The following is a 22732-nucleotide window of genomic DNA, read 5'->3' as shown; positions in this document are numbered from 1 at the left end:
GTGCCCGCACGGTGTGGCACGCGATGGCATCGCTCAGCACGAGGCGAACGGGGGGTACGCAACGTGCCATGGGTTCGCCGTCGTGCGTAGTTGTACGCCCGTGTTGATGTCAGCGGTTGATGTCAGCCCGCACGCTCGGGAGCTGCGGTTTCGCCCATGAATCCGTGATCGGCGCGGGTGTCACCCGTTGCGTGAGCCCACCTGAGACCCGTGGAGGTCGTAACACGATCATGTTGAAGTGTCCACTTCGTTGGCATGCAGTCTCATCCGCTGGCGGCGGCTCAAGAAGCACCCATCATGATCGTGTTACGAGTTCTACACGGGGGTCTCTAGGACATCGCGCACCTCGACGAGCAATTCGGATTCGAGCCAGCCCAAGGCCACGACTTTGTCCGATAGATGTTGGTGGAGTTCGGGGGTCCCCCCTTGGTCGGCACAGACACGTTCGGCAATGACCTGGATAAATCGTGCCTCTACCTGCAAGCGTCCTACGAGTAGAGCAATGTGCTGCGGTCCGCACAGTGTGATCTGCAGAGCGATCTTCTGAAGCTCGTCCATGAGATCCGATGCCTCACCGAACACGCGCCGAGTGATCCCCCAGTCCGGCTCAGGCGCATCCCCTACTCCGAAGCTGCCGAGCAGTGGGTACAGGTGTTCCAGCTTCCGATCCAACCTCTGATAGCACTCCAAGAACGCGAGATACGCCTCTCGGCGCTCCCCCCGGAGAACTTGAGCGTGCTCAACCTTCCCTTGATCACGAGGCTGGCGTCGTGAGGCGAAGTAGCTGAAACAGGCTGCGCCAAGGGCGCCTATGACCGCCCCACCCGCGGTGAACAACACCGGTGCCCACTCACTCATGACGACATCTTGCGTTACCCGGCGGCTACCAGTCAGCGGGTGCAGCAATTGTGCGAGAGACGAAGGCGCGTTCCCGGATGGTGTGGCACGCGATGGCATCGCTCAGCACGAGGCGAACAGGGGGACGGAACCTGCCATCGGTTCGCCGTCGTGCGTGGTTGTACGCCCGTGTTGATGTCAGTCCGCATGCTCGGGAGCTTCGGTTTCATCTGTGAAGGCGTGGGCTGCGGTCTCTTCCGCCTCGATCGTGGCGCCCTCCATAGCAGGGGGGAGGTCGGCTGAAGGGCCTCCCGCGACAAGGGCCTTGCCCCATACCCTGACAGTGTCAAGCTGTGCAGGAGAGGGGCAAGGCCGTGTCGTCTGATGCTACCCCGGACCCGTTCGCCGAACCGATGCGCTTCGGCCAGCGGATGCAGATCCTTCGCGAACGCCGTGGCATGTCCCGGCCCGTGCTCGCCGGGCTGGTGGGCAAGTCCCCCTCGTGGGTTAAGCAAGTCGAGACAGGGAAGCTCCATGTGCCGAAGCTGCCGATGATCCTGCGTATCGCCGAAGTCCTCCGGGTGCGCGATCTCAGCGACCTCACCGGTGACCAGTCCATGAGCGTCGACATGTTCATCGGCCCTGGGCACGCGAAGCTCCCCGCTGTCCGCGACGCGATCAACCTGTTCCCCCTGCCGGGCGACCGCGAAGCCCCGACGCTTGAGCACCTGCGGGCACGACTCGACCGCGCATGGTCTGCTCGGCATTCCGCCCCCAACCACCGCGATGTCGTCGGCGGACTGCTGCCCGGTCTGCTCATCGACGCACAGCTTGCCGCTCGCCAAGCCGACACCGCTGCCGAACGCCGAGTCGCGCAAGCTCTGCTCGCCGAGGCGTACTCGCTGTCGCAGTTCTTTCTCGCCTACCAGCCTGACAGCTCGCTGCTCTGGCGTGTCGCCGAGCGCGGCATGGTCGCCGCGCAGGAGTCGGGCGATCCGCACGCCATCGGTACTGCCGCGTGGCTGCTCGCGCAGGCGCACCGGGACGCTGGTCCGTGGAACTTCGACGCCGCTGACGAAGTGAACCGCGCGGCCGTCGACTATCTACGGCCGCTGCTGCCGGACGCCGATGACCGCGTGCTGGCCATCGCCGGGGCACTGGACTTCGAGCTGGGCTACACCGCCGCCCGCCGCGGCGCAGATGGCGAGGCGTGGGGGCACTGGGACGAGGCGAACCGCAAGTCCCGCCGACTGTCCGCCGACTTCTACCACCCCATCACCTCCTTCGGGCAGGCCATCATGGGCGCGCATGCCGTGACCGTCGCCGTGGAGTTGCAGGCTGGGGGCGAGTCCGTGCGGCAGGCGGCGAAGGCGGACGCGGTCACCATCCCGTCCCGGCCGCGGCGGGCCCGGCACCGCATTGAGGAAGCCCGCGGCTACCAGTTGGCCGGCCAGACGGAGACGGCCATGGCGACATTGGAGAAGGCCCACAAGGCGGCCCCGGAAACGATCCGGTACAACGGCTACGCCCGGCGCATCATCCTGGAGGAGACCGAGGCAAAGAGCCCTGAACGCCGGCAGCGCGCCGCGCGCCTGGCCGACGAGATCGGACTGCTCGCCGCGTAACCCCACGAACGTCTGCGCGAGGGGCAGAAACTCTGCCCCTCCCTCTCCACGGCCGCTTCTACCGTCCCCGACATGGCCGTCCAACCCGAGGCGCCGGTTGCGCCAGACCAACCCCTGCTGACCCTGCGCGTGTCCCGCGACGGCGGGCGTACCTGGGGACGGGAGAGACGCTTCTTCCCGCGCGACTGCGAACCGCTCGACACCACCGCCATGCCGCCGTGCCGTTGTCCACGCTGCCGCGGGAGGCGATGACCGTGGGCACCGACGAGGAAACCGCGGACGGTAGCCCCGTACCGACGAAGCCGTACGACTGGCTCATCGACACCGGGACCGGGCGCCTTGGTCGCGTAGTCCGCGTGCTCGACGAATACGTCCGCCTCCGGCCCCTGCGCGACGGAGGCCACGAATGGAACGCGCCGCGCACCGCCGTACGGCTCGCGACAGACGACGAGCGGCGCGCCGCAGTGCGGCGAACACGCGGTATCCGAGACTGGCGAGGAGTCGCCCGGTGACCGCCCCCGCACGCCGCGCCGACGCGGACGGCCCGGACCGCCCGTCCGACGGTTTCCTGCCCGACGCGAGTCCCGCGCCCGGTTGTGCCGGATGCGCCGAGCTGGCCGACAAGCGCACGCACGCCCGCTCGGTCTACGACTGGTCCAGCGTGAGCGACGCCAACGTACTCATCCGCCGCCATCCTGCCCATTAACCCCGCCCCCGGCCGGCGTCGACCGGTCGGGAGCGGGCTGTGTCCGGCCGACGGCGCGTCACCCGCGACCGGACGCGGGGACGCCCCCGCCCGCCCCGCTCCTCGACTGATGACGGGCGGGGCGGCCACCGTGGCCTCCGTCCGGACGGCGGGGGCCGGTCGACCCGGCCCCCGGTTCCGACGACGCATGCCGGATCTCAGACCCGGCGCTGAAAGAGCGCTCCGGAGCGGCGGTGGGGCAGGTTCACCAGCCGCACGAGTTGGAACCCTTCCCCGCGGTAGTAGCGGTGAAGTCCTGGGTTCGTCTTCCAAGCGTCGAGGCGGAGCTGCGGCTTGCCTGATCCGGCGGCGCGCTGCGCGGCCCAGTCGAGCATCATGCTGCCGATGCCCTGTCCGGCCGCGGAGCGGGTGACCGCCATGCGGTGGATGTACAGCGCCTTCTCCGGCTGGTCGTCTGTCGTCCAGAACTCCGGGTCGGCGTAGTCGTCGAGTTGGAGCGTGCCCACCGGCCTGTCGTCCTGGATGGCGAGGAAGACCTCTCCGCGAGCGAGAGCGTGGCGGATGCGGTCCCGGTGCGGCGGGTACTGCCATTGGTCGATGCCGCGCGAGGCCAGCCACTCGGAGACCTCGATCAACAGGCTCTCGACGATGTCGAGTTCATCCGGGCGGGCAGCGCGGATCTCCAGCTCGCTCATGACTCTTCTGCCGGTGTCTCGCGTCGTCGCTCGTACGTGATGACGTTCCGGTCTCCCGGCAGGGCGTTAATCACGACGCGCACCGGGGTTCCGTCCTCGGTGAAGCCGGTCGTGATGAGCACGGCGAGCGGCGTGCCGGGGACCAGTTTCAAACGGTGGACCTCGTCCGGCTTCGGCATCCGCACGTGGATCTCGTCCAACGCGCGCACCTGCCGGTAGCCCAGCTCTGCCAGTACCTCGTTCGCGCCGCGCGTGATGTTCTCCGGGCGCATGATCTCGGAGCCCTGCACCACGTCGTGCCGAAAGTAGCTGTCGTTGGTGTTGAACGGTTCTCCGTCCAGCGAGCGGACCCGCTTGCGTACGACCGTGAGGTCACCGGGCTCCAGGTGGAGGCGCTTCGTCACCTCTGCCGGCGGCTCCACGATGTGGACCTCTATGACTTGCTCCGGCTCGCGGCCTTCGTCAGAGAACTCCGTCATGAAGGCGTCCATCTCCGGCATGCGGGGCCGTTTCTGGAACTCCTGCTGTGGGCGGTGGGCCATCGGCTCGCGGCGCCGTACGAAGTGGCCTGTGGGCCGCGCCGAGATGACTAGCCCTTCGTTGACGAGGAGGGCGAGAGCCTTGCGCACCGTCTCGCGGGAGGCGTCGTACGTCTCCTCTAGCTGCTTCTCGGTGGGGAGCTTGTCGTCCGGCGCCAGCTCGCCTCCGTCGATCTGCCGCCGTAGGGCGTCAGCGATCTCTTGGTACTTCGGGGTCCGTCCACGTCGTGTCGTCACTGCCATGCCTCCATGTAACCGCTGCATGGACGCCATTGTCTAGGCAATCCATCCAAAGGTCTTGACCCTGGGTCTCGATCATGCCAACATCCTGACTGTACCCATTGTACGGTCAATGAGTACGGCGGATGCCTCCCAGGTGTCTTGAGCTGGGGAGATCCGTGGCCGGAGGCGGCCGAGGAAGGCGGTGCGTTGCGCCGCGCGCCTAACGAGCCTCCGCGACCACTTGCAACCTTGAGAACTGAACAGAGACGACTGAGACGGGGCTGTACCCCGTCCCCGCGACGGCCCGGGTGACGGCCGTCGGCAGCCACTTCGCGGCGGGTGAACGTGTCCCGTCCTGCGTGTCAGCTCTGGAGAACGCCTGTGGGGATCATCCCTTCCTTTCGGGAGGTCAGGCCCATCGGCGCCACCTGGTGCGCGCTGCCCTGCTGGCGTCAGAGCAGTGACGATGACGCGCCCGACTCCACCGGCTCGGGGCCGGTGCTCCATGGCAATGGGGCACCGGTAAAAGCCGTGTCCCTGCGATCTGCGGGAGTTCGGTGTGAACCGACGACTACCAGGGCGCCGCCGATACGGACCGGCCGGCGGCGCCGCACACACCACGGTCCGCCCCCTGGCTCCGCCGCGTACGCCGCGGTGGGCCGGCTGCCTCTCCCGCCCGTACGCCCGGTCCACACGTTGGGCGCGCGAACGGGCGGGAGTGCGGGGAGTCGGAATCCGGCACCTGTACGGCTGAGCGCTTCTCACCTCAACAACCCCGACGGCGGGCGCCCCCGGAGCTGGCACTCCGGGGGCGCGGTTCGGGCCGTTCCTACTGTTAGGGAGACACGACCCATGTACCACATCGTCACTGTTCAGGACGCTGTTACCGCGTTCGCTCCGTTCATGGAGCCCACGGACGCGGAGCTGAACGCTATCGAGCGCGAGATGCCCGCCATCCTCGCGGAGATGGACCTGCTTGACGCGCGGATCATCACCCTTGACCGCACCCCGACCGAGCTGGACGAGCGGCGCATGCGCCGCGCGCGCCGCCGGGTCCTGGCCGCTCACCGCGACCAACTCAACGCCCCCGTCGGGCGGGACGGCGGTGCGGCATGAACCTTCACCGCAAGGGCCGCGCCGCGCTCGTGCTGGCGCTGGTCGTCGTGGTCGGCATGGCGTTTCGGGTCTCGTGGAACGCGCTGCGGGACATCGCCGGCGCCGTCGGCGCGGACGACACGGCCGCGACGCTGTACCCGTTCGTGGTCGATGGTCTGATGGCTCTGGCCTTGATTGCCACGCTCGTACTCGACGGGAAGGACCGGACGTTCGCGCTGCGTGTACTGGGCACCTACACGATCGCCTCACTGGTCCTGAACTACGTCCATGGGCTCGTGCCGGAACTGCACGGCAAGACGGTCGACTGGGGGCGGCTGGCCGACTGGGACCCGGCGAACTGTGCCCTTGTTCTGCTCGCCACGTCGCTGCCGGTCGGGTCGATCTACTTCGGTTCCGATCTGGTGGCCAAGGTGCTGCACCACCAGCCCACGCCGATTCCGGCCGTGGATATGAATGCGGAGGAATCCGCCGAGACCGAGAGGATTCGGTCTACGGCTGACCTGCCGGTATCGACCCCTGCGGCGATCACGCCGAACGTCCCGATGCTGCCCCGGCGGGTGGATGTCGGCTTCATGAAGTCGGCCCTTGCCGCCAAGCCGCTCCCGACGGTCGACCCCGCTCCGGTCGACTCGATCGACCGGCGTGCAGTGGCGGCGGAGTCGACCCGTCCGCGCCGTGCTACCGGCCGCGTGCCGCAGGCGGCGAAGCCGAGTCGACCCAAGCGCACGCCGGATCAGTTGCTTGCCGAAGCGCGGGAGGCGACGGCCGATTGGCCGGACGCGAAGGTGACCGGCGAGGGCATCCGCCGCGCGGTGCACACTTCCCCGGCCAACGCTCGCAAGTTGCGGGACACCCTCCTTGCCGAACGCGCTAAGCGCGACGGCGGCGGGGAGGCTGAGGCGGTCGCGGCGTGATGCCGCGGACGCTGGCCGACTGCTACGACCCGACCGGCGAGCGGTTCGGCATCCCGACCTTCCCGTGGAAGCTGGCGCCCGACGGCTACGCCACCCGGCGCCAACTCCGCGCCCGGCACCTGCGGCCTGGCGGGCAGGACATCGCGGCTCAGCTCATGCGCCCGCGCAAGGTGCGTGGGCCGCTGGTTGCTTACCTCTATCGCTGGGAGCTGGCCAAGCCGGTACGGCCGATGACCGCCCGCAAGTGGGCCGCGCTGGCGCTGGCGATGCGCGCGCGCCGCACCTGCCCGGCCTGCGGGCGGGACGCCGGGTACTGCATCCCCCGCTCCCTCGGCATGTGCGTGAGCTGCGCCTACCCCGATTCTCCGCACGTCTGACATCCCTGTCCGAACCTGGGCCCGGCCGCCCACCTTCCACAGCAACGCGGCCGGGCCTGTCGACTCCGTGAAGGAGCGAGTCCATCGTGACCGATGCAACCCCGATCCCGCCGCCGCGGGATGCGGCAGAGACCGCGGGGAAGGTGCTGACCTTCCCGACGACCAAGGACACCCACGCCGACACAGCACCGCCCGCCGACGTGCCCGCCGCCGTGCGGCCGGCGGTGCCGGTGTGGGTGCGTTCACGGCGTGCCGTGCGCGCGTTCTTCGTTGATGAGCGCACCCGCACCGCGGGGCGTCTGGTGGTCCGTCACGGCGCGTACGTCGTCGGCGGCTCCCGGGTCGTCGCTCGCCGTGCGTGGGACGGCCGGACCGCCGCGCGGTATGAGCGGATGATCCGCAGTGCTGAGGCTGCGGGGAACTATGACGAGATCAAGGAGTGGGAGAAGCGTCTGGCTGCGTTCCGTAAGGCGCGGCACAAGCGGCGTATGCAGATGCTCGCGGCGATGGTCGACGCGCCCAAGGCTGCCGTGTCTGTGGCCGGTACCGGCGCGGGCGTGCTGCTTCTCCTGGGCTGCGTGCTCGCGTGGGCGAACGACGACCCGAGTCAGATCCTTACGCCGCTGGTCGCGGTGGTGCAGCTCATCGGCTGGTGTGCGTTCATCGCCTCCGTGGTCTGGGAACCGGTGCTCATCGGCCTGCCGTTCGCCGCGCTGGCGTCCGTGTGGGGCGTCGGCCGGCACCGCCAGGCCGCACCCCAGTGGGCGCTTCCCGACCGCGGCACGAGCGAGGGGGAGCCCATCACCCCGTCCATCGTGGTCCGCGCGCTGCGCGACCTGGGGGTGGCGCCGCTGCGGGGCGCCATCAAGGACATGAACGACGCGGGCGCGGGGATGCTCGGTCCGATCCGCATAGCCGGATGCGGCGTTGAGGTGGATGTCACCCTGCCGTCCGGCGTCTCCACGGACGAGGTGCAGCGCCGCCGCCGCAAGCTCGCGGAGAACCTGTCGCGGCACGAGCACGAAGTGTTCATCACCATCCCGCCGGCCGCCCGCACCGTCCGGCTGTGGATCGCGGACTCCGGAGCGCTCGATGAGCCCATCGGGCCGTCCCCGCTGGTCACCGACCCCGACACCCGCGCGGACTACAAGCGCGGCCGGGCCCCGTGGGGTCAGGACCTGCGCGGCGATGCCGCCGCGCTGAGCCTGTTCCAGCGGCACCTTCTCATCACGGGCCTGTCGAACCAGGGCAAGACGGCCGCGCTGCGGGCGCTGGCGCTGTGGCTGGCGCTGGACCGCAGCGTGCAGTTCCGCATTGCCGACCTCAAAGGGGCCGGTGACTGGGCAATGTTCGAGGGTCTGGCATCGGTGCTCATCCAGGGCCCGACGGACGATCACGTGATCGACGCGACGGAGATGCTTGAGGACGGTGTGGCGGAGATGGAGCGCCGTCTCCAGGCCCCGCCCGGCTCGGACTTCCCGCCGCTGATTCTGCTGGTCGATGAGGCACAGGTGGCGTTCATGTGCCCCGTGGTCGATGACCAGAAGCGTCCGTACGGCGGCAGCAAGGCCAGCTCGCGGTATTTCATGGCCGCCCGGAAGATCCACAACCAGGGCCGGGCCGTGAACGTGCTGCTGTGGCAGGGCACCCAGGACCCCACCGACCAGAACCTTCCCAAGCTGGTCCGCGAAGGTGCGCACACTCGCGCTTCGCTCGCGCTGGGCACGGAGTCCCAGGCGCGCATGGCGCTGGGCGACAAGGCCGTAGACGGCGGCGCCGCCCCGAACCTGCTGCGCCCGGGGCTGGACAAGGGGACCGTGGTTGTCGCCTCCGACGGGATCGCGATCCCGGCCGGGCAGTCGTCCATCACGGTGCGTACGCACTACATCGACACCGACCAGGCCAAGGAGATCGCGGTCCGCGCCCGGGCGATGCGCGACGGCGTGACCACGCTGCACGTGGTCGAGCGGGGGCAGGAGCGCGATGCGCTGGCCGACATCGCCTCCGTGGTCGGGGACGCTGCCCGCGTGCTGACCAAGGACGTGTTGCAGCGCCTCGCGGCGGTGGATGAGGACGCCTACGGCGGCTGGTCGTTCATCGACCTCAAGCGCGTCCTGGCGGGCACAGGAGCGGAGCCGTACAAGTCCGACGGCCGCATGGTCATCGGCCGCGACCGCATCGCCCGCGCACTCGCCAACCGCCCCGAGGACGGTTCCGCTTCCGTCTCGGAGTAGAGGGAGCCGCACCCCCGGCAGGCCAGGGAGGCAGGGAGAACTCCCTACTCGCCTCCCTGGCCTGCCTCCCTCGCCCTGACCAGCAGTGATGATCCTCAGGGAGTCAGGGAGGCGTCCCGGCCGGGGGCCTCGAAACCCCCTCCACGCGCACCCCGGAAGGGGGTGTCTCCACCTCCCTGGCTCATGCCTCGAAGGGATTCCGCATGCACCCCGACTACTCCGGTCACGGCCCGGCGGAACACCCGCCCGTGACCATCCACCAGCCCACCCCGATACCGGGTACCGACACCCCCGCGGCGGCGCCGCTCGTACCCATCCAGCCGGGCGCCGTCCCGGCCGTGCAGAGCGTGGTGCTGCCCGACGGCCGCGTGGTCACCGGCTACACCCTCACCCCGACCACCACGGCGCAGCCGGTCCCGGCGACGTTCGCCGCGCAGACGCGGCCGGCCGTGTCCCGCACGGCGGTGAACGTCGCGCTGGGCGGGGTCGGGTTCTGCGCTGTGTGCGGCGGGCTGTTCCTGCTCACCTCGTTCGTCGCCGCGCTCACCGCGTTCGTCACCCAACTCGTCATCCTCGCCGCCATCTGCTTCGGCGGCTGGATCGCCGTCCAGGTCTTCGGCGGCAAGGGCGGCGGGACCGCGGTCAACATCCGCAAGGCCGTGTTCAAGCGCAACACCTTCCACGGCTAGACACGCCCGAGGCGACCGCCTCTCTCGCCAAAGACATGCGGTCGCCCCGGCCAACGGCCCACAACAGACCTGTTGGAGGACTCCAGCATGACCCAACCCGACGACACCGCGCGAGCGTCCCTGATGGACGCCGCGCTGAGCGCTGCGGAGCGCGGCTGGCCGGTGTTCCCGCTGCGCCCCGGCGCTAAGCGGCCCGCGCTGCACAGCGAAGCACGCTGCCCCCGCACCGGTGCCTGCCAGCGCGGGCACCACAAGTGGGAGGTGCGTGCCACGACCGACCCGGACCGCATCCGCGCCGCGTGGTCCGCGGGCGCGTTCAACATCGGTATTGCGACCGGCCCGGCCGGGCTGGTCGTCATCGACCTCGATGTGCCCAAGGGCAAGCAGGACGCGCCAGGCGGCGCGGCGACCTTCCAGGCGCTCTACGAGCGCACCGGCCAGCCCGTACCCGACACGTTCACGCTGCGGACCGCCAGCGGCGGCGAACACCGGTACTTCACCGCCCCGTCCGGCGTCCGGCTGGGCAACACCGCGGGCACGCTCGCACCGCACGTCGACACCCGCGCGTGGGGCGGTTACGTCGTCGCCGCGGGCAGCGCCATCGACGGCCGCCCGTACACCGTCACCGACCCGGCGGCGGTCGCGCCGCTGCCCGCGTGGCTCTGCGCCGCTCTGACCCCCTCCCCGCGCCTCGCGGGGCCGGTGGCCCTCCCGCGCTCGGGGAACGCGTCTGCGTACGCGGCAGCCGCGCTGCGAGGCGAGAGCACCAACGTCCGTAACGCCCCCGAGGGGCGTCGGGACGCGACGTTACTGCGTGCCGCGCGGGCCCTGGGACGGTTCATCGCATCCGGCGACCTCGACCGCGCCGTGGTCGAGAACGCTCTTCAGGGGAGCGGGGAGGCGGCCGGTCTGCCAGCGCGGGAGTGCGCGTCAACTATCCGCTCGGGGCTCGACTGGTCCATCGCCCACAACCCGCATGGGCGGGCAGCGTGAACCGGGCCCGATCCTCCCCCCTGAAGAGCCTCACCGGCACCACCTACGGCACAGAGCCCGCGGGCAGCGCCGCACCGGCCGCGGACGCAGGCGCCCGACAGGGAGTCGCCCGTCAGGGCGTCCCTTCTGCTCTTCGCTCTGAACCTCAGCCGGGCATCCAGAACCGCCCCGACGGCCGCTATGTCGTGGCGTGGCTGCACGTGTCCGCCCCGGCCCGCGCCGTGCCTTCGGCCCGGTCGGTGTGCCTGTGCGGCCGGGACCAACGAGCCGTAGGCCGGCCGCGGGTGCTGGCGCTCATCACCGCGCACACGGCCCACCGTGAAACCTGCCCGCTGCGCAGCACCCAGGAAGAAAGGTCCGCCGCATGAGTACTGCCATCGACGGGGCCGCGTTGCTGGACGAGGTGGAAGCCTTCCACCGCCGCTTCAACGTCTTCCCCACCGAAGCCGCTTACGTCGCGGTCGCGTTGTGGGACGCACACGCGCACCTGCTCGACTGCTTCGACTCCACCCCCCGCCTCGCCTTCCTCTCCCCGGAACCGGGGTCGGGCAAGACGCGGGCGTTGGAGATCGTGGAGACGTTGGTGCCGCAGCCCATGACGGCCGTGAACGCTTCCGCCGCCGCGCTGTTCCGCAGCGTGTCCAGCGGCAACGGCAAGCCGACCATCCTCTTCGATGAGATTGACACGGTCTTCGGGCCGAAAGCCGGGGACAACGAGGAACTACGCGGCTTCCTCAACGCCGGACATCGACGCACCGGTGTCACCTACCGGTGTATCGGCGACGGCGGCAACCAGAGCGTGCAGGCGTTCCCCTCGTACTGTGGTGTCGCGGTCGCCGGACTCGGGTCGCTGCCGGACACGATCCTGAGCCGTTCCGTCATCGTCCGCATGCGCCGGCGTGCGCGGAACGAGAAGGTGGAGCCCTTCCGGGCCCGCGTCCACGAAGCCGAGGGACACAAGCTCCGTGACCAGCTTGCCTCGTGGGCCGAACACGCCCGCGGCGCGGTCATGGGCGCTTGGCCGGAGATGCCCGACGGGGTGACCGACCGCCCTGCCGACGTGTGGGAACCGCTGCTTGCCGTCGCCGATGCTGTGGGCGGCCGGTGGCCGGAGAGGGCCCGCGCCGCGTGCGTGGCTCTCGTGACCGCCTCCCGCGCCAACGACAAAGGCAGCCTCGGTGTGCGGCTACTCACCGACCTGCGTGACCACGTCATGACCGGCATTGACCGCCTGCCCACCGTCGCCATCCTGGACCGACTCAACTCCATGGACGACGCCCCGTGGGCCGACCTGGCCGGCAAGCCGCTCGACAACCGGCGCTTGTCCAGGATGCTCGCGGAGTACATGACGGCGGACAACGAGCCCATCGCCTCCCGCAACATCAAGACCGGAGCGAGCGTCCTCAAGGGCTACTACGCCGCCGACCTCCACGACGCATGGCAGCGCTACTGCCCCCCACCCCCGGAAAGTCCGCTACCTCCGCTACCCGACCCCGAAAACCCGGCCTGACCAGCGCTAACGCGGTAGCGGCAAGCGGTCCCGCTTGCCGCTACCCATCCGCTACCGCTACCTCGTCCGCTACCTCCGACAGGCCCTCTGACCTGCACGGTAGCGGCGGTAGCGGAAGTAGCGGACTTCCCGGAAAGGGGCCGACGCCCCCGCCTGCCCACGGAGGTTCGACGTGCTCACCGCCGTACCCACGACGCCCGAAGCCCTGACCGTTCCAGAGGTCATGGAGGCTCTGCGGCTCAGCCGCTTCAAGGTCTATGACCTGATCCGCTCCAACGAACTCCCCAGTATCAAGATCGGACGGGCCCGCCGCGTGCCGGTCGACAGCGTTCGCGCGTACCTGCGCGACCGATTGGAGGAAGCGGCCTGATGGCTAAGCGACGCGCCAACGGTGAAGGAACGATCACCAAGCGCACCGACGGGCGTTACCACGCCGCCGCCTACGTCTACCGACCGGACGGGACGCGAACGAGGAAGTTCGTGTACGGCAAGACCCGTGAGGAAGTGGCCGACAAGCTCACCGAGTTGCAGGAGAAGACCCGGCAAGGCATCCCGGCTGCATCCTCAACGATGGTGCTCGGCGACTACCTGACCTACTGGCTCGCCACCATCGCTCCGGAACGACTCAAGCCCGCCACGCTCAACAGCTACGAGGGGTTGACCCGGCTCTACATCCGGCCGGCGCTCGGTAAGAAGCGGCTCAACCGGCTCTCTCCGGCAGACGTGCGCCGATTCCTGACGGAGTACAAGGGCTCCTGCCTCTGCTGCCTGCGTGGCGCCGACGGTGAGCGGCCGGAGGGGAAGCGCGAATGCTGCGCTGTGGGCAAGTGCTGCAAGCGATTCCCGTCCGCGCGGACGGTTCAGTATGTGCACGCCGTGCTGCGGTCGGCCCTACAGCAGGCGATGCGCGAAGAGCTGATTGCCCGGAACGTCGCGCGCATCGTGGAGACCCCTACCGTCACGCCCAAGGAAGTGCGCCCGTTGGACAACGCCGAAGTCCGGATCCTCCTCAAGACCGCCCGCGACCACCGGCTGTACGCGCTGTGGGTGTTGCTCGTGTCGACCGGACTACGGCGCGGGGAAGCGCTGGCCCTCACTTGGTCGGACGTCGACCTGACGAACCGGCAGCTCCGAGTGCGCAGGAACGTGCAGCGCATCCGGCGGGAACTTCTCTTCGGTACGCCAAAGACCACCCGGTCAATCCGTACCGTGTCCATGCCGCAGCACCTTGTACGAGCCCTCACCCACCACCGTGAGCAGCAAGAGCGCGAACGCAAGGTCACCGTCAAGAAGTGGCAGCCGGTGCCGGGACAGCCGGACGGGCTGATCTTCACGACACAGACAGGGCGTGTCATCGACCCTCGCAGTCTGAACAGGATGCTGACGATCCTGTGCAGGGACGCGAAGGTGCGCCGCGTGAGGGTCCACGACCTTCGGCACACCTGCGCTTCCCTCCTGCTCTCGCGAGGGGTCGACGCCCGCACGATCATGGAGACGCTTGGCCACAGCACCATCACGATGACGCTCGACACCTACGCGCACGTGATGGACACGACGCTGCGGGCGGCTGCGGAGCGCATGGACGACGCGCTGAATCTCGACGACCCCATCGAGGGGGCGGAGGGGGAGGCGTCGGACGACTGAGGACGGTTCTCCGGCCGTACTGATGTCAGCCGTTGATGTCAAAGGCCCCGCCGGGAATCCCGGCGGGGCCTTTGACCTGGGCGCGCTCGGCAGGATTCGAACCTGCAACCTTCTGATCCGTAGTCAGATGCTCTATCCGTTAAGCTACGAGCGCCCGCTTTCGGGCATTACGGGCCCGGCTGCGTTGCGGGAACCACCTTACATGACCCCCTGCGCCAGGTGAAATCCGATTCCCGCGCCCCCTCCGACCTGCGCGGCGGCCCCGACGGTGCCGCTCGGCGGGCGGTCGCGGGTGCGCATGCAGAGAGCCCGCGCCGTAGGGCGCGGGCTCTCTGATCGGACGGCGGAGGCGGAGGGATTTGAACCCTCGATGGGCGGTAAAACCCAAACCGCATTAGCAGTGCGGCGCCATAGACCGGACTAGGCGACGCCTCCCGCACACCTGCCGGTCCGGCAGGTGTGTGCAGATGATGGCACAGGCGGCGGGGCCGCTGCCAATCGCACCTACCGTACCGGTCACCGGGCTGTCGGGGCAAAGCCCTTGTCGGGGTGCGAGGCGGTACACGGTGGGGGCGAAGGGGAGGAGGCGGGGCGGGGCGGGCATAGCATCGGTGTACGGGCCGTTTCGGTTCGTAGGCCGATGGTCACGATGCGACAGCACCTTGAGGAGGCGCACCATGGCGTCCGTCCGCCGCAAGGTCCGCGGCGCCCGGGTGAGCATCTGGCTCACCGGGCGGGGGAAGGGGCGGCGCAGGGTGCCCGCGCCCGCTGCGGGGGAGGCGGACGGGCTGGATCTGGGGAAGATCGTCGCGGTCACGGTGCGGTTGCTCGACGCCGAGGGGCTGGGGCGGTTGTCGATGCGCCGGCTCGCCGCCGAGCTGGGCGTGACGGCCATGTCCGTGTACTGGTACGTCGACACCAAGGACGAACTCCTGGAGCTGGCCCTGGACTGCGTGTACGCCGAGCTGGACCTCCCCGCCGACGACGACGGCGACTGGGCCGCCCAGCTCCGGCAGCTCGCCCACGGGCACCGGCGCGTCCTCGCCGCCCACCCCTGGGTCTCCCGCCTCGCCGGCGAGTACCTGAACGTCGGGCCGCGCGCCATGGCGTGCGTCGCCGCCGCGCAGCGCGCGATGCGGGGCGCCGGGTTGCCGGAGGAGTGCCTGACGGGCGGGCTGTCGCTGCTGTTTCCGTTCTCGTACGGGTTCGGGGGCGCCGGCGGGCGCTGGGCGGAGCTGTGCCGCGCGGCCGGGGTGACGGAGGACGAGTGCTACCGCGAGTTCGTGGAGACGCTGCGGGGGCACCCCGAGTACGTAGCGCCGCCGGCCGTCCTCCCAAGCGGCCAGGAGCAGCGCGACCGCGACTTCACCTTCGCCCTGGAGTGCGTCCTCGCCGGCATGGCGGCGATGCGCGACCGCGTCGCGGAGCAGGTCCGGCCCACCATCACTCCCGCGTGAGCGTCTGAACGCGGGTTCTCAGACGCGGGCTCTCAGGCGTGGGCCTTCGCCGGCGGCTGCTGCTCCCGGCGCTCCACCGGGCCCGGGCCCGTCTGCTGCAGTCCGCTCCGCGTCCGCAGCGCCACCTCCTTGATGCACGCCACCATCACGAACGCCAGCAGCGCCGCCGGCGCCGCGTACAGGAAGATGTCCGCGAGCCCGTGCCCGTACGAACTCTCCACCACCGTCCGCACCGGCGCCGGCAGCTTCGCGAGGTCCGGGATCGCCGTGCCGCCGCCGCCCGCCTCGCTCGCGGCGCGCGCCGGCGGGATGCCGAGGTCGGAGAGGCCGTCGCGCAGGTACCCGGAGATGCGGCTGCCGAGGATCGCGCCGAGGGCGGAGACGCCGACCGCGCCGCCGAGGGAGCGGAAGAAGGCCACGGCCGAGCTGGCGGCGCCGAGGTCGGCGGGGTCGACCTGGTTCTGGGTGCAGAGGATCAGGTTCTGCATCATCATCCCGATGCCCGTGCCGAGTGCGGCCATGAAGAGGGCGATGTGCCAGTACGGGGTGTCGTAGCGCATGGTGCCGAGCAGGCTGAGGCCGGAGGTGAGCAGCAGCCCGCCCGAGACCAGCCAGATCTTCCAGCGGCCGGTGCGGGTGATGATCCACCCGGAGGCCGTGGAGGAGACGAAGATGCCCGCGATCATCGGGATGGTCAGCAGGCCGGACCTCGTCGGGCTCTCGCCGCGCGCGAGCTGGAAGTACTGGCTGAGGAAGACCGTCGCGCCGAACATCGCGATGCCGACGAAGAGGGAGGCGAGCGAGGCGAGCGTGAGGGTGCGGTTGCGGAAGAGGCGCAGCGGAAGCACCGGTTCCGGCACCCAGGTCTCGACCCACACGAACGCGGCCCCGAGCACGAGCGCGCCGCCGGTCATCGCGAACGTCTGCCAGGACAGCCAGGCGTACGACTCGCCCGCCAGCGTCACCCAGATCAGCAGCAGCGAGACGGACGCGCTCATGAGCACGGCGCCGCGCCAATCGAGCGAGACCTGGCGGCGCACGACCGGCAGGCGCAGGGTCTTCTGTAGTACGACGAGCGCGAGGACGGCGAACGGTACTCCTACGTAGAAGCACCAGCGCCAGCCCAGCCAGCTGGTGTCGGTGATGACGCCGCCGAGGACGGGGCCGCCGACGGTGGCGACGGCGAAGGTGGCGCCGAGGTAGCCGCTGTACCGGCCGCGTTCGCGCGGGGAGATCATCGCGGCGAGGATGATCTGCGCGAGCGCGCTGAGGCCGCCGACGCCGATGCCCTGGACGACGCGGCAGGCGATGAGCATGCCGGTGCTCTGGCTGAGGCCGGCGACGACCGATCCGGCGACGTAGATCACGAGGGCGATCTGGACCAGCAGCTTCTTGCTGGCGAGGTCGGCGAGCTTGCCCCACAGGGGGGTGGAGGCGGTCATCGCGAGCAGGGCGGCGGTGACGACCCAGCTGTACGCGCTCTGCGTGCCGTCGAGGTCCGCGATGATGCGGGGCAGCGCGTTGGTGACGATGGTCGAGGAGAGGATGGCCACGAACATGCCGAGCAGGAGGCCGGAGAGGGCCTCGAGTATCTGCCGGTGGGTCATGTCGGGAGGTTCGATTTTAGTTTGTTGCACTAAGCAACTGTATGACGAATGGTTGCCGAAGGCAATTGAAGCCCTGGGTGGCGGGGGTACGGGCTTCCGGAAGCCGGGTTTCCCCCCGCTGACAGGCGTCAGGGGCGTTCGCTAGTGTCCTGCTCCATGGCTCACAATCCGCAAGGTCAACAGCCCGATCCCAACTACGACCCGGCCGGGAGCACGCAGATGTTCCGCGCCTTCGTGGACGAGGGCGGCGGCCCGCAGGCGCGGGGGCCGCAGCAGCCGGCGGCGTCGGCGGCGAGTTCGGGGCCGCGAATCGGGTTGATCGTCGGGATCGTCGTCGCGGCGGCGGTGCTGGCGGGGGTGGTGTGGCTCGCGGTCGGCTGAGCCGCGCGGGCCGTACGATCCGGGTGCCGGCGGCGGGTCGGCTGCGAAGCGGCCTGAGTGCCGACGGCGGGTCGGCTACGTGACCGGGCTACGTGACCGCCTGAGTGCCGACGGCGGGTCGGCTACGTGACCGGGCTACGTGACCGCCTGAGTGCCGACGGCGGGTCGGCTACGTTCCCGTAGCGCCGCGGCGTCGCCCTCGGCGCGTTTCCGGACGCGATGCAGATGTACTCGTAGACACGACGTATCCGCCGTCTACGGCGCGCGACACGCGCCGCACGGCGTACGAACCGGGGCCGGCCCCGCGCCGGCCCCCGTCGTCAGTCCGCGATCAGCCCTGCCCGCAGCTGCGCCAGCGTCCGCGTCAGCAGCCGGGATACGTGCATCTGCGAGATGCCCACCTCGTCGCCGATCTGCGACTGCGTCATGTTCCCGAAGAACCGCAGCATGATGATCCGCCGCTCCCGCGCCGGGAGTTGGGCCAGCAGCGGCTTCAGCGACTCGCGGTACTCCACGCCCTCCAGCGCCGTGTCCTCGTACCCGAGGCGGTCCGCGAGCGAGCCCTCGCCGCCGTCCTCCTCCGGGGCGGGGGAGTCGAGGGAGCTGGCCGTATACGCGTTGCCGACGGCGAGGCCGTCGACCACGTCCTCGTCGGACACCCCCAGGTACTGGGCGAGTTCCGGCACGGTCGGGGAGCGGTCCAGCTGCTGCGCGAGGTCGTCGCTCGCCTTGGTGAGCGCCAGGCGCAGCTCCTGCAGGCGGCGCGGGACGCGCACGGACCAGCTGGTGTCGCGGAAGTAGCGCTTGATCTCGCCGATGACGGTGGGCATGGCAAAGGTCGGGAACTCGGTGCCGCGCCGGCAGTCGAACCGGTCGATCGCCTTGATCAGGCCGATCGTGCCGACCTGGACGATGTCCTCCATGGGCTCGTTGCGGCTGCGGAAGCGGGCCGCGGCGTAGCGCACGAGGGGGAGGTTCAGCTCGATCAGGGTGTCGCGCACGTACGTCCGCTCGGGGCTGTCACCAGGGGGCAGCTCGGCGAGGCGGAGGAAGAGGGCGCGGGAGAGGGTGCGGGTGTCGATGCTGCCGGAGGAGACGGCGCCGGGCTCAGCGGCGGCGTCGCGGTCCGGAGCGTCGTCGTCCGCCGGGGCGGCGGGGGCCGGCACCGCGGGGGCGGCGCCGGCGTCGGGGCCGGTGGGGGGCGCGTCGGCCGGTGCCGTGGCCCTGGCCGACGCCGTGGCCGTGGTCGCGCTCGTCGTTGCCGCCGTGGTCATGGTCGGGGCCCCGTGGGTCGGCGACGGTGGCGGCGCGGCGGCGTGGCCGCCGGGCGCCGGGTCGGGGGGCGGGTCCGGGGTGCGGCCCGGGCCCTGGGCCGTGCCCGGGGCGTCGGGGAACGCCGCTTGTGCGCCGAGCGGCGCGACTTCGGTGAGCATCTGCGAGCTGCCCAGTTCTACGGACATGCCACCCCCTTGAGGTCGCGGACGGTTCCTGGCCGCCCCTCCCATTGAACCGGAAGAAGCCTCGACTCCCGCCGGACCGCCGAGAGAAGCAGCCTCCGACTGAATACCGGCTGCCGGGGCACGCCAAACACGGTTCCAGCAGAATGTCACAAGTCGGCAACGCGCTGTAGCGCCAAGTCGACATATACGCGCAGATACGGAGCCTGCGCGTCAGCGACGACCTCGAAGAGTCCTACCCGATCCGGTTAGGAGTCGATCCGGTTTGCGGATCGCAGTCGCGCGAAGCTGCGCGACAGCAGCCGTGACACGTGCATCTGGGACAGCCCGAGCTCCGCGCTGATCTGCGACTGGGTCATGTTGCGGTAGTAGCGCAGCAGGAGAATGCGCTGCTCGCGCTCCGGCAGTTGGACGAGGAGGTGGCGTACGAGGTCGCGGTGCTCGACGCCGGCCAGCGCCGGGTCCTCGTACCCGAGCCGGTCCAGCAGCCCCGGCATGCCGTCGCCCTCCTGGGCGGCCTCCAGGGAGGTGGCGTAGTACGAGCGGCCCGCCTCGCGGCAGGCCCGCACCTCGTCCTCGCCGACCCGCAGGTGGGCGGCGATCTCGGCGGTGGTGGGTGCGCGGCCGTGCCGTACGGTCAGGTCCTCGGTGGCGCCGCTGACCTGAGCCCACAGCTCGTGGAGGCGGCGGGGGACGTGGACGGTGCGTACGTTGTCCCTGAAGTAACGTTTGATCTCGCCGACCACGGTGGGCATGGCGAAGGTCGGAAACTGCACCCCGCGGGCCGGGTCGAAGCGGTCGATGGCGTGGATGAGGCCGATGGTGCCGACCTGGAGGACGTCCTCCATGGGCTCGTTGCGGCTGCGGAAGCGGGCGGCGGCGTAGCGGACGAGGGGCAGGTTGGCCTCGATGAGCGCGGTGCGCACGCGGGTGTGCTCGGGGGTGCCGGGTTCGAGGGCGGTGAGCTGCTCGAAGAGGGCGCGGGTGAGGGCGCGGGAGTCGGGTTTGGGTGGCTCCTCGGGCTCGGGCTCGGGCTCGGGCTCGGGGTCGGGGCCGGGGTCGCGTGCGGGGCCGGACCCGGGCGGTGGCCCGGGGAGCGGCTCCGGCTCCGCGGGGGACGGGGTGGACGGGGACGGGGTGGTCGGCTCCGCGGTGGACGGGGCCGGGGGCCTGCCAGGGGCGGGCGGGGCGGCACGTGCGGACAACGGCTGCACCACACCACCACCCCTTCGCGATCACGTGACGTACGACCGGCGACCGGTGCCACGGCGCGCACCACAGGCAGGACCGGCAAATCCGGAAAAGCGGTCATAGCATCACAAGAGATGCGCACTCTGCGCAAGCACCGTAATCTGCCGTGTTGGCGGCCAGTTGGCCGCCGCCGAGGGCCCCGGGCGGGCGCCGTTCGGCCAGGCAGGAGGGCTGATCGCGTACGGACGTACAGGGCCGATCGCGTGGTCGGCGATCACCCGGGTGACGAACCGCCGCGGGACGGCCCGTCCCGTCGCGCAGCCGCCTGTGTCACCCCGTCATCGCCCCGTCGTCACTCCGATGACGAGGCGTCGTCGAGCAGGTCCGACATGACGTCGCCGATGCCCTTCGCCAGCTCCGAGATCCACTCGAAGACGACCTGCACGACATCGGCCGCCTGCGAGGGGGAGCTGATGATGGAGTAGATCGCGAAGAGCCCGAGGAGCCCCAGCCCTATCTTCTTGTAGTCCACGTGCGTCGATGCCTCCCCTGTGCGGCACACGCCCGTTTCACGCTCTCTCCCCAGGCGCAGTCGACACGATTCTATCCGCGCTTGGACTTGTACCCACGATTTATGGACTAAAGGCCCAGCGACAGGGGGCTTTTGCGGACCACGGCGCCGGCCGCGGCGGCGCACCATGGACGGTGAGCCCGCCGGCCCGGCAGGACCCGGCGGGCTCGGGGCGGGCTCACTGCGCGTCCGCCGCGGCTACTCCCCCCTCGCCGCGGTGCGTCGTACGGCCCGCCCGCCGCGGGGGGAGGCGGCCGGTTCCCCCCGGGGCCGCCTCCCCCTCCCCCAGCGCCGACGTTGCCGGCAAGGCCCCTGACATGCTCCGCGCCCGCCGGTCCCGCCGCACGGAGCCGCTCGGCGTCCACCTCCCCGACCCGGTCGTCACCGCCGCGGAGGCCGCGGATCCGGAGGAGGCGGCGCTGGTCGTGGACTCCGTCGCCGGGGCGCTCCTCGTCGTCCTGGACCCGGACGTCGTGCTGCAGGCCGACATGGGCGCGGCGCTCACGGGGGTACCGAGGGCGCGCTCATGTTCCGCCGGCCGGGCGCGGTCAACCAGCCGGTGCTGGTGGGTGGTGCCGCCGGGATGTCATGTAAAAGACGGGCGGCCGGCGTCGGTCGGGACGTTCACGGTGTCGGGGGCCGGATCGTACGGATCGACATCCTGGCGGACCCGGTCCGCCTGGCTGCGCTGCCGCCGCCACTGCCACTGCAGCCGGTGGCGTGATCTCGCCGGAGCGCCGGCCCAACCCCCTGCTGTAGGTTGGGCCTTGATTCGCACAACTGACCAATCGGCGAGGATGACCGGCCATGGCTGACGACGGAACACCGAGCCGCAGGACGCACGTCGGCCCCGTCGACGCGACGGTGTCGCACTCGGCACGCATCTGGAACTACTGGCTCGGCGGCAAGGACAACTACGACGTCGACCGGCGGGTCGGCGACGAGATCCTGGCCTTCGTACCGGAGTTGGTGCGCTCCGCCCGCGCGGACCGCCACTTCCTCACCCGGGCCGTGCGCCATCTTGCGGGCGAGGCGGGCATCCGGCAGTTCCTCGACATCGGCACCGGGCTGCCGACCGTCGACAACACCCACGAGGTCGCCCAGCGCGTGGCGCCGGAGTCGCGCATCGTGTACGTGGACAACGACCCGCTCGTCCTCGCCCACGCCAACGCCCTGCTGACGAGCACCGACGAGGGCGCCACCGCGTACCTCGACGCGGACGTGCGCGACCCGGACGCCATTCTGCGGGAGGCCGCCGGGACCCTGGACTTCGACCGTCCCGTCGCGATCACCATGCTCGGAATCCTGAACTTCGTCCTCGACGACGAGCAGGCGCAGGACATCGTCCACCGGCTCCTCGACGCCACGCCTTCCGGCAGCTACCTGGTGATCTCGCACCCCACCACCGAGGTCGACGGCGAGGCCATGACCGGCGCGGTGGACTACTGGAACTCCCAGGGGACCGCGCAGATGCGCCTGCGCACCCGGGACGAGCTGACGCGCCTCTTCGACCGCGTGACGCTGGTGGACCCGGGTGTGGTGTCCTGCTCGCGCTGGCGGCCCTCGGACATGGAGCTGGGCGAGATCGTCGACGTCACCCACTTCTGCGGCGTCGGGTCGAAGCCCTGACACAGCGGCATCGCACCACAGGACCGCGACTTGGTCCTGCCCTCGCTGATGAACCGGCTGACCCTGTGCGGCACCCGCGACGACACCTCCGCACCCGGCCGGACGGCGAACTTCAGCCTCCAGGGCGGGGTCAGAAGGGCGAAGTGCGTGGGTTTATTTAGGGCGAAACCGAAGGAAACGGGCCCATGCGTGCGCCAAGACCAGGTCTGTTCGGGGTGGTCAGAGGGCCCTGCCCGAGGTGTGACGGCCTGCAAGCACAAAGGCGCCGTCCCGGAGACCGCCGCCCAATGGTGTCCGTCTGTCGGTGTCGTACCCCGGCTGTACGGTGTGCGCCATGT

21 protein-coding genes and 2 tRNA genes are annotated in these 22732 nt (G+C 70.3%); 14 read left to right on the top strand and 9 right to left on the bottom strand.

The genetic code is table 11. The features are described from left to right. Positions 1-315 precede the first annotated feature (315 nt). Positions 316-858 carry a hypothetical protein gene (locus T328_RS23200; protein ID WP_496498048.1) on the bottom strand — a complete coding sequence of 181 codons (543 nt, stop codon included), beginning with the start codon at positions 856-858 and terminating at the stop codon, positions 316-318. Between the two features lie 353 nt (positions 859-1211). Between T328_RS23200 and T328_RS23195 the strand changes: the two genes are divergently transcribed. Continuing rightward, positions 1212-2462 carry a helix-turn-helix domain-containing protein gene (locus T328_RS23195; RefSeq protein WP_496498076.1) on the top strand — a complete coding sequence of 417 codons (1251 nt, stop codon included), beginning with the start codon at positions 1212-1214 and terminating at the stop codon, positions 2460-2462. Positions 2463-2970: 508 nt separating this feature from the next. Continuing rightward, complete coding sequence (locus T328_RS23190; protein ID WP_496498047.1) at positions 2971-3168, top strand: hypothetical protein; 198 nt, start codon at positions 2971-2973, stop codon at positions 3166-3168. A 197-nt stretch (positions 3169-3365) separates the two neighbouring features. Here T328_RS23190 and T328_RS23185 read toward each other — a convergent pair whose 3' ends face one another. Together T328_RS23185 and T328_RS23180 are read right to left on the bottom strand one after the other, a co-directional pair. Next, on the bottom strand, positions 3366-3863 hold the full coding sequence (locus T328_RS23185; RefSeq protein ID WP_496498046.1) for a GNAT family N-acetyltransferase: 498 nt from the start codon (positions 3861-3863) through the stop codon (positions 3366-3368). Next, on the bottom strand, positions 3860-4645 hold the full coding sequence (locus tag T328_RS23180; RefSeq protein WP_496498045.1) for a GntR family transcriptional regulator: 786 nt from the start codon (positions 4643-4645) through the stop codon (positions 3860-3862). Before T328_RS23180 ends, T328_RS23185 begins: the two co-directional genes overlap by 4 nt. 831 nt (positions 4646-5476) lie before the next feature. Here T328_RS23180 and T328_RS23175 point away from each other — a divergent pair. The 9 genes from T328_RS23175 to T328_RS23135 all read left to right on the top strand — a co-directional run bounded on the left by T328_RS23175 (position 5477) and on the right by T328_RS23135 (position 14101). Then, positions 5477-5740: a DUF6284 family protein gene (locus T328_RS23175; RefSeq protein WP_496498044.1), complete on the top strand. Its 264-nt coding sequence runs from the start codon at positions 5477-5479 to the stop codon at positions 5738-5740. Continuing rightward, positions 5737-6654, top strand: coding sequence for a DUF2637 domain-containing protein (locus tag T328_RS23170; protein ID WP_496498043.1), 918 nt, complete (start codon positions 5737-5739; stop codon positions 6652-6654). The genes T328_RS23175 and T328_RS23170 overlap by 4 nt, the downstream gene beginning before the upstream one ends. Beyond that, positions 6654-7031: an RRQRL motif-containing zinc-binding protein gene (locus T328_RS23165; RefSeq protein WP_496498042.1), complete on the top strand. Its 378-nt coding sequence runs from the start codon at positions 6654-6656 to the stop codon at positions 7029-7031. Before T328_RS23170 ends, T328_RS23165 begins: the two co-directional genes overlap by 1 nt. Positions 7032-7117: 86 nt before the next feature. Then, entirely contained in the window at positions 7118-9265 is a 2148-nt protein-coding gene (locus tag T328_RS23160) for an FtsK/SpoIIIE domain-containing protein (protein ID WP_496498041.1), read from the top strand. A gap of 203 nt (positions 9266-9468) precedes the next feature. Further along, positions 9469-9954, top strand: a complete 486-nt coding sequence (locus T328_RS23155) for a hypothetical protein (RefSeq protein ID WP_496498040.1) — start codon at positions 9469-9471, stop codon at positions 9952-9954. Positions 9955-10041: 87 nt separating this feature from the next. Then, positions 10042-10947, top strand: coding sequence for a bifunctional DNA primase/polymerase (locus T328_RS23150; RefSeq protein WP_496498039.1), 906 nt, complete (start codon positions 10042-10044; stop codon positions 10945-10947). 364 nt (positions 10948-11311) lie between these two features. Continuing rightward, complete coding sequence (locus T328_RS23145; RefSeq protein WP_496498038.1) at positions 11312-12457, top strand: DUF3631 domain-containing protein; 1146 nt, start codon at positions 11312-11314, stop codon at positions 12455-12457. A 172-nt stretch (positions 12458-12629) separates the two neighbouring features. Further along, positions 12630-12827 (top strand): helix-turn-helix domain-containing protein, encoded by a 198-nt coding sequence (locus T328_RS23140; RefSeq protein WP_496498037.1) that lies wholly within the window; start codon positions 12630-12632, stop codon positions 12825-12827. Next, on the top strand, positions 12827-14101 hold the full coding sequence (locus T328_RS23135) for a tyrosine-type recombinase/integrase (protein ID WP_496498036.1): 1275 nt from the start codon (positions 12827-12829) through the stop codon (positions 14099-14101). The genes T328_RS23140 and T328_RS23135 overlap by 1 nt, the downstream gene beginning before the upstream one ends. A gap of 81 nt (positions 14102-14182) precedes the next feature. Here the strand turns inward: T328_RS23135 and T328_RS23130 are convergent. Then, positions 14183-14255, bottom strand: a tRNA-Arg gene (locus tag T328_RS23130). Between the two features lie 190 nt (positions 14256-14445). After that, positions 14446-14536, bottom strand: a tRNA-Ser gene (locus tag T328_RS23125). A gap of 242 nt (positions 14537-14778) precedes the next feature. Here T328_RS23125 and T328_RS23120 point away from each other — a divergent pair. After that, positions 14779-15558 carry a TetR/AcrR family transcriptional regulator gene (locus T328_RS23120; protein ID WP_496498035.1) on the top strand — a complete coding sequence of 260 codons (780 nt, stop codon included), beginning with the start codon at positions 14779-14781 and terminating at the stop codon, positions 15556-15558. A gap of 32 nt (positions 15559-15590) precedes the next feature. Here T328_RS23120 and T328_RS23115 read toward each other — a convergent pair whose 3' ends face one another. Next, positions 15591-17165, bottom strand: coding sequence for an MDR family MFS transporter (locus tag T328_RS23115; protein WP_496498034.1), 1575 nt, complete (start codon positions 17163-17165; stop codon positions 15591-15593). A 156-nt stretch (positions 17166-17321) separates the two neighbouring features. On the opposite strand from T328_RS23115, the gene T328_RS23110 reads away from it, so the two are divergent. After that, on the top strand, positions 17322-17546 hold the full coding sequence (locus tag T328_RS23110) for a hypothetical protein (RefSeq protein WP_496498033.1): 225 nt from the start codon (positions 17322-17324) through the stop codon (positions 17544-17546). 320 nt (positions 17547-17866) lie between these two features. On the opposite strand, the gene T328_RS23105 is transcribed toward T328_RS23110, so the two are convergent. The 3 genes from T328_RS23105 to T328_RS23095 form a co-directional block, all read right to left on the bottom strand. After that, positions 17867-18820, bottom strand: coding sequence for an RNA polymerase sigma factor SigF (locus tag T328_RS23105; RefSeq protein WP_496498075.1), 954 nt, complete (start codon positions 18818-18820; stop codon positions 17867-17869). Positions 18821-19251: 431 nt separating this feature from the next. Beyond that, complete coding sequence (locus tag T328_RS23100) at positions 19252-20220, bottom strand: RNA polymerase sigma factor SigF (RefSeq protein WP_496498032.1); 969 nt, start codon at positions 20218-20220, stop codon at positions 19252-19254. 326 nt (positions 20221-20546) lie between these two features. Next, entirely contained in the window at positions 20547-20726 is a 180-nt protein-coding gene (locus tag T328_RS23095; protein ID WP_496498031.1) for a hypothetical protein, read from the bottom strand. Positions 20727-21572: 846 nt separating this feature from the next. On the opposite strand from T328_RS23095, the gene T328_RS23090 reads away from it, so the two are divergent. Next, a complete protein-coding gene (locus T328_RS23090; protein ID WP_496498030.1) occupies positions 21573-22394 on the top strand; it encodes an SAM-dependent methyltransferase in 822 nt (273 codons plus the stop codon). Positions 22395-22732: the final 338 nt, after the last annotated feature.

This window comes from Streptomyces sp. CNX435, from assembly GCF_059570575.1.
Note: the sequence above shows the minus strand (reverse complement) of the source record. Positions and strands in the feature narration are given on the sequence as shown.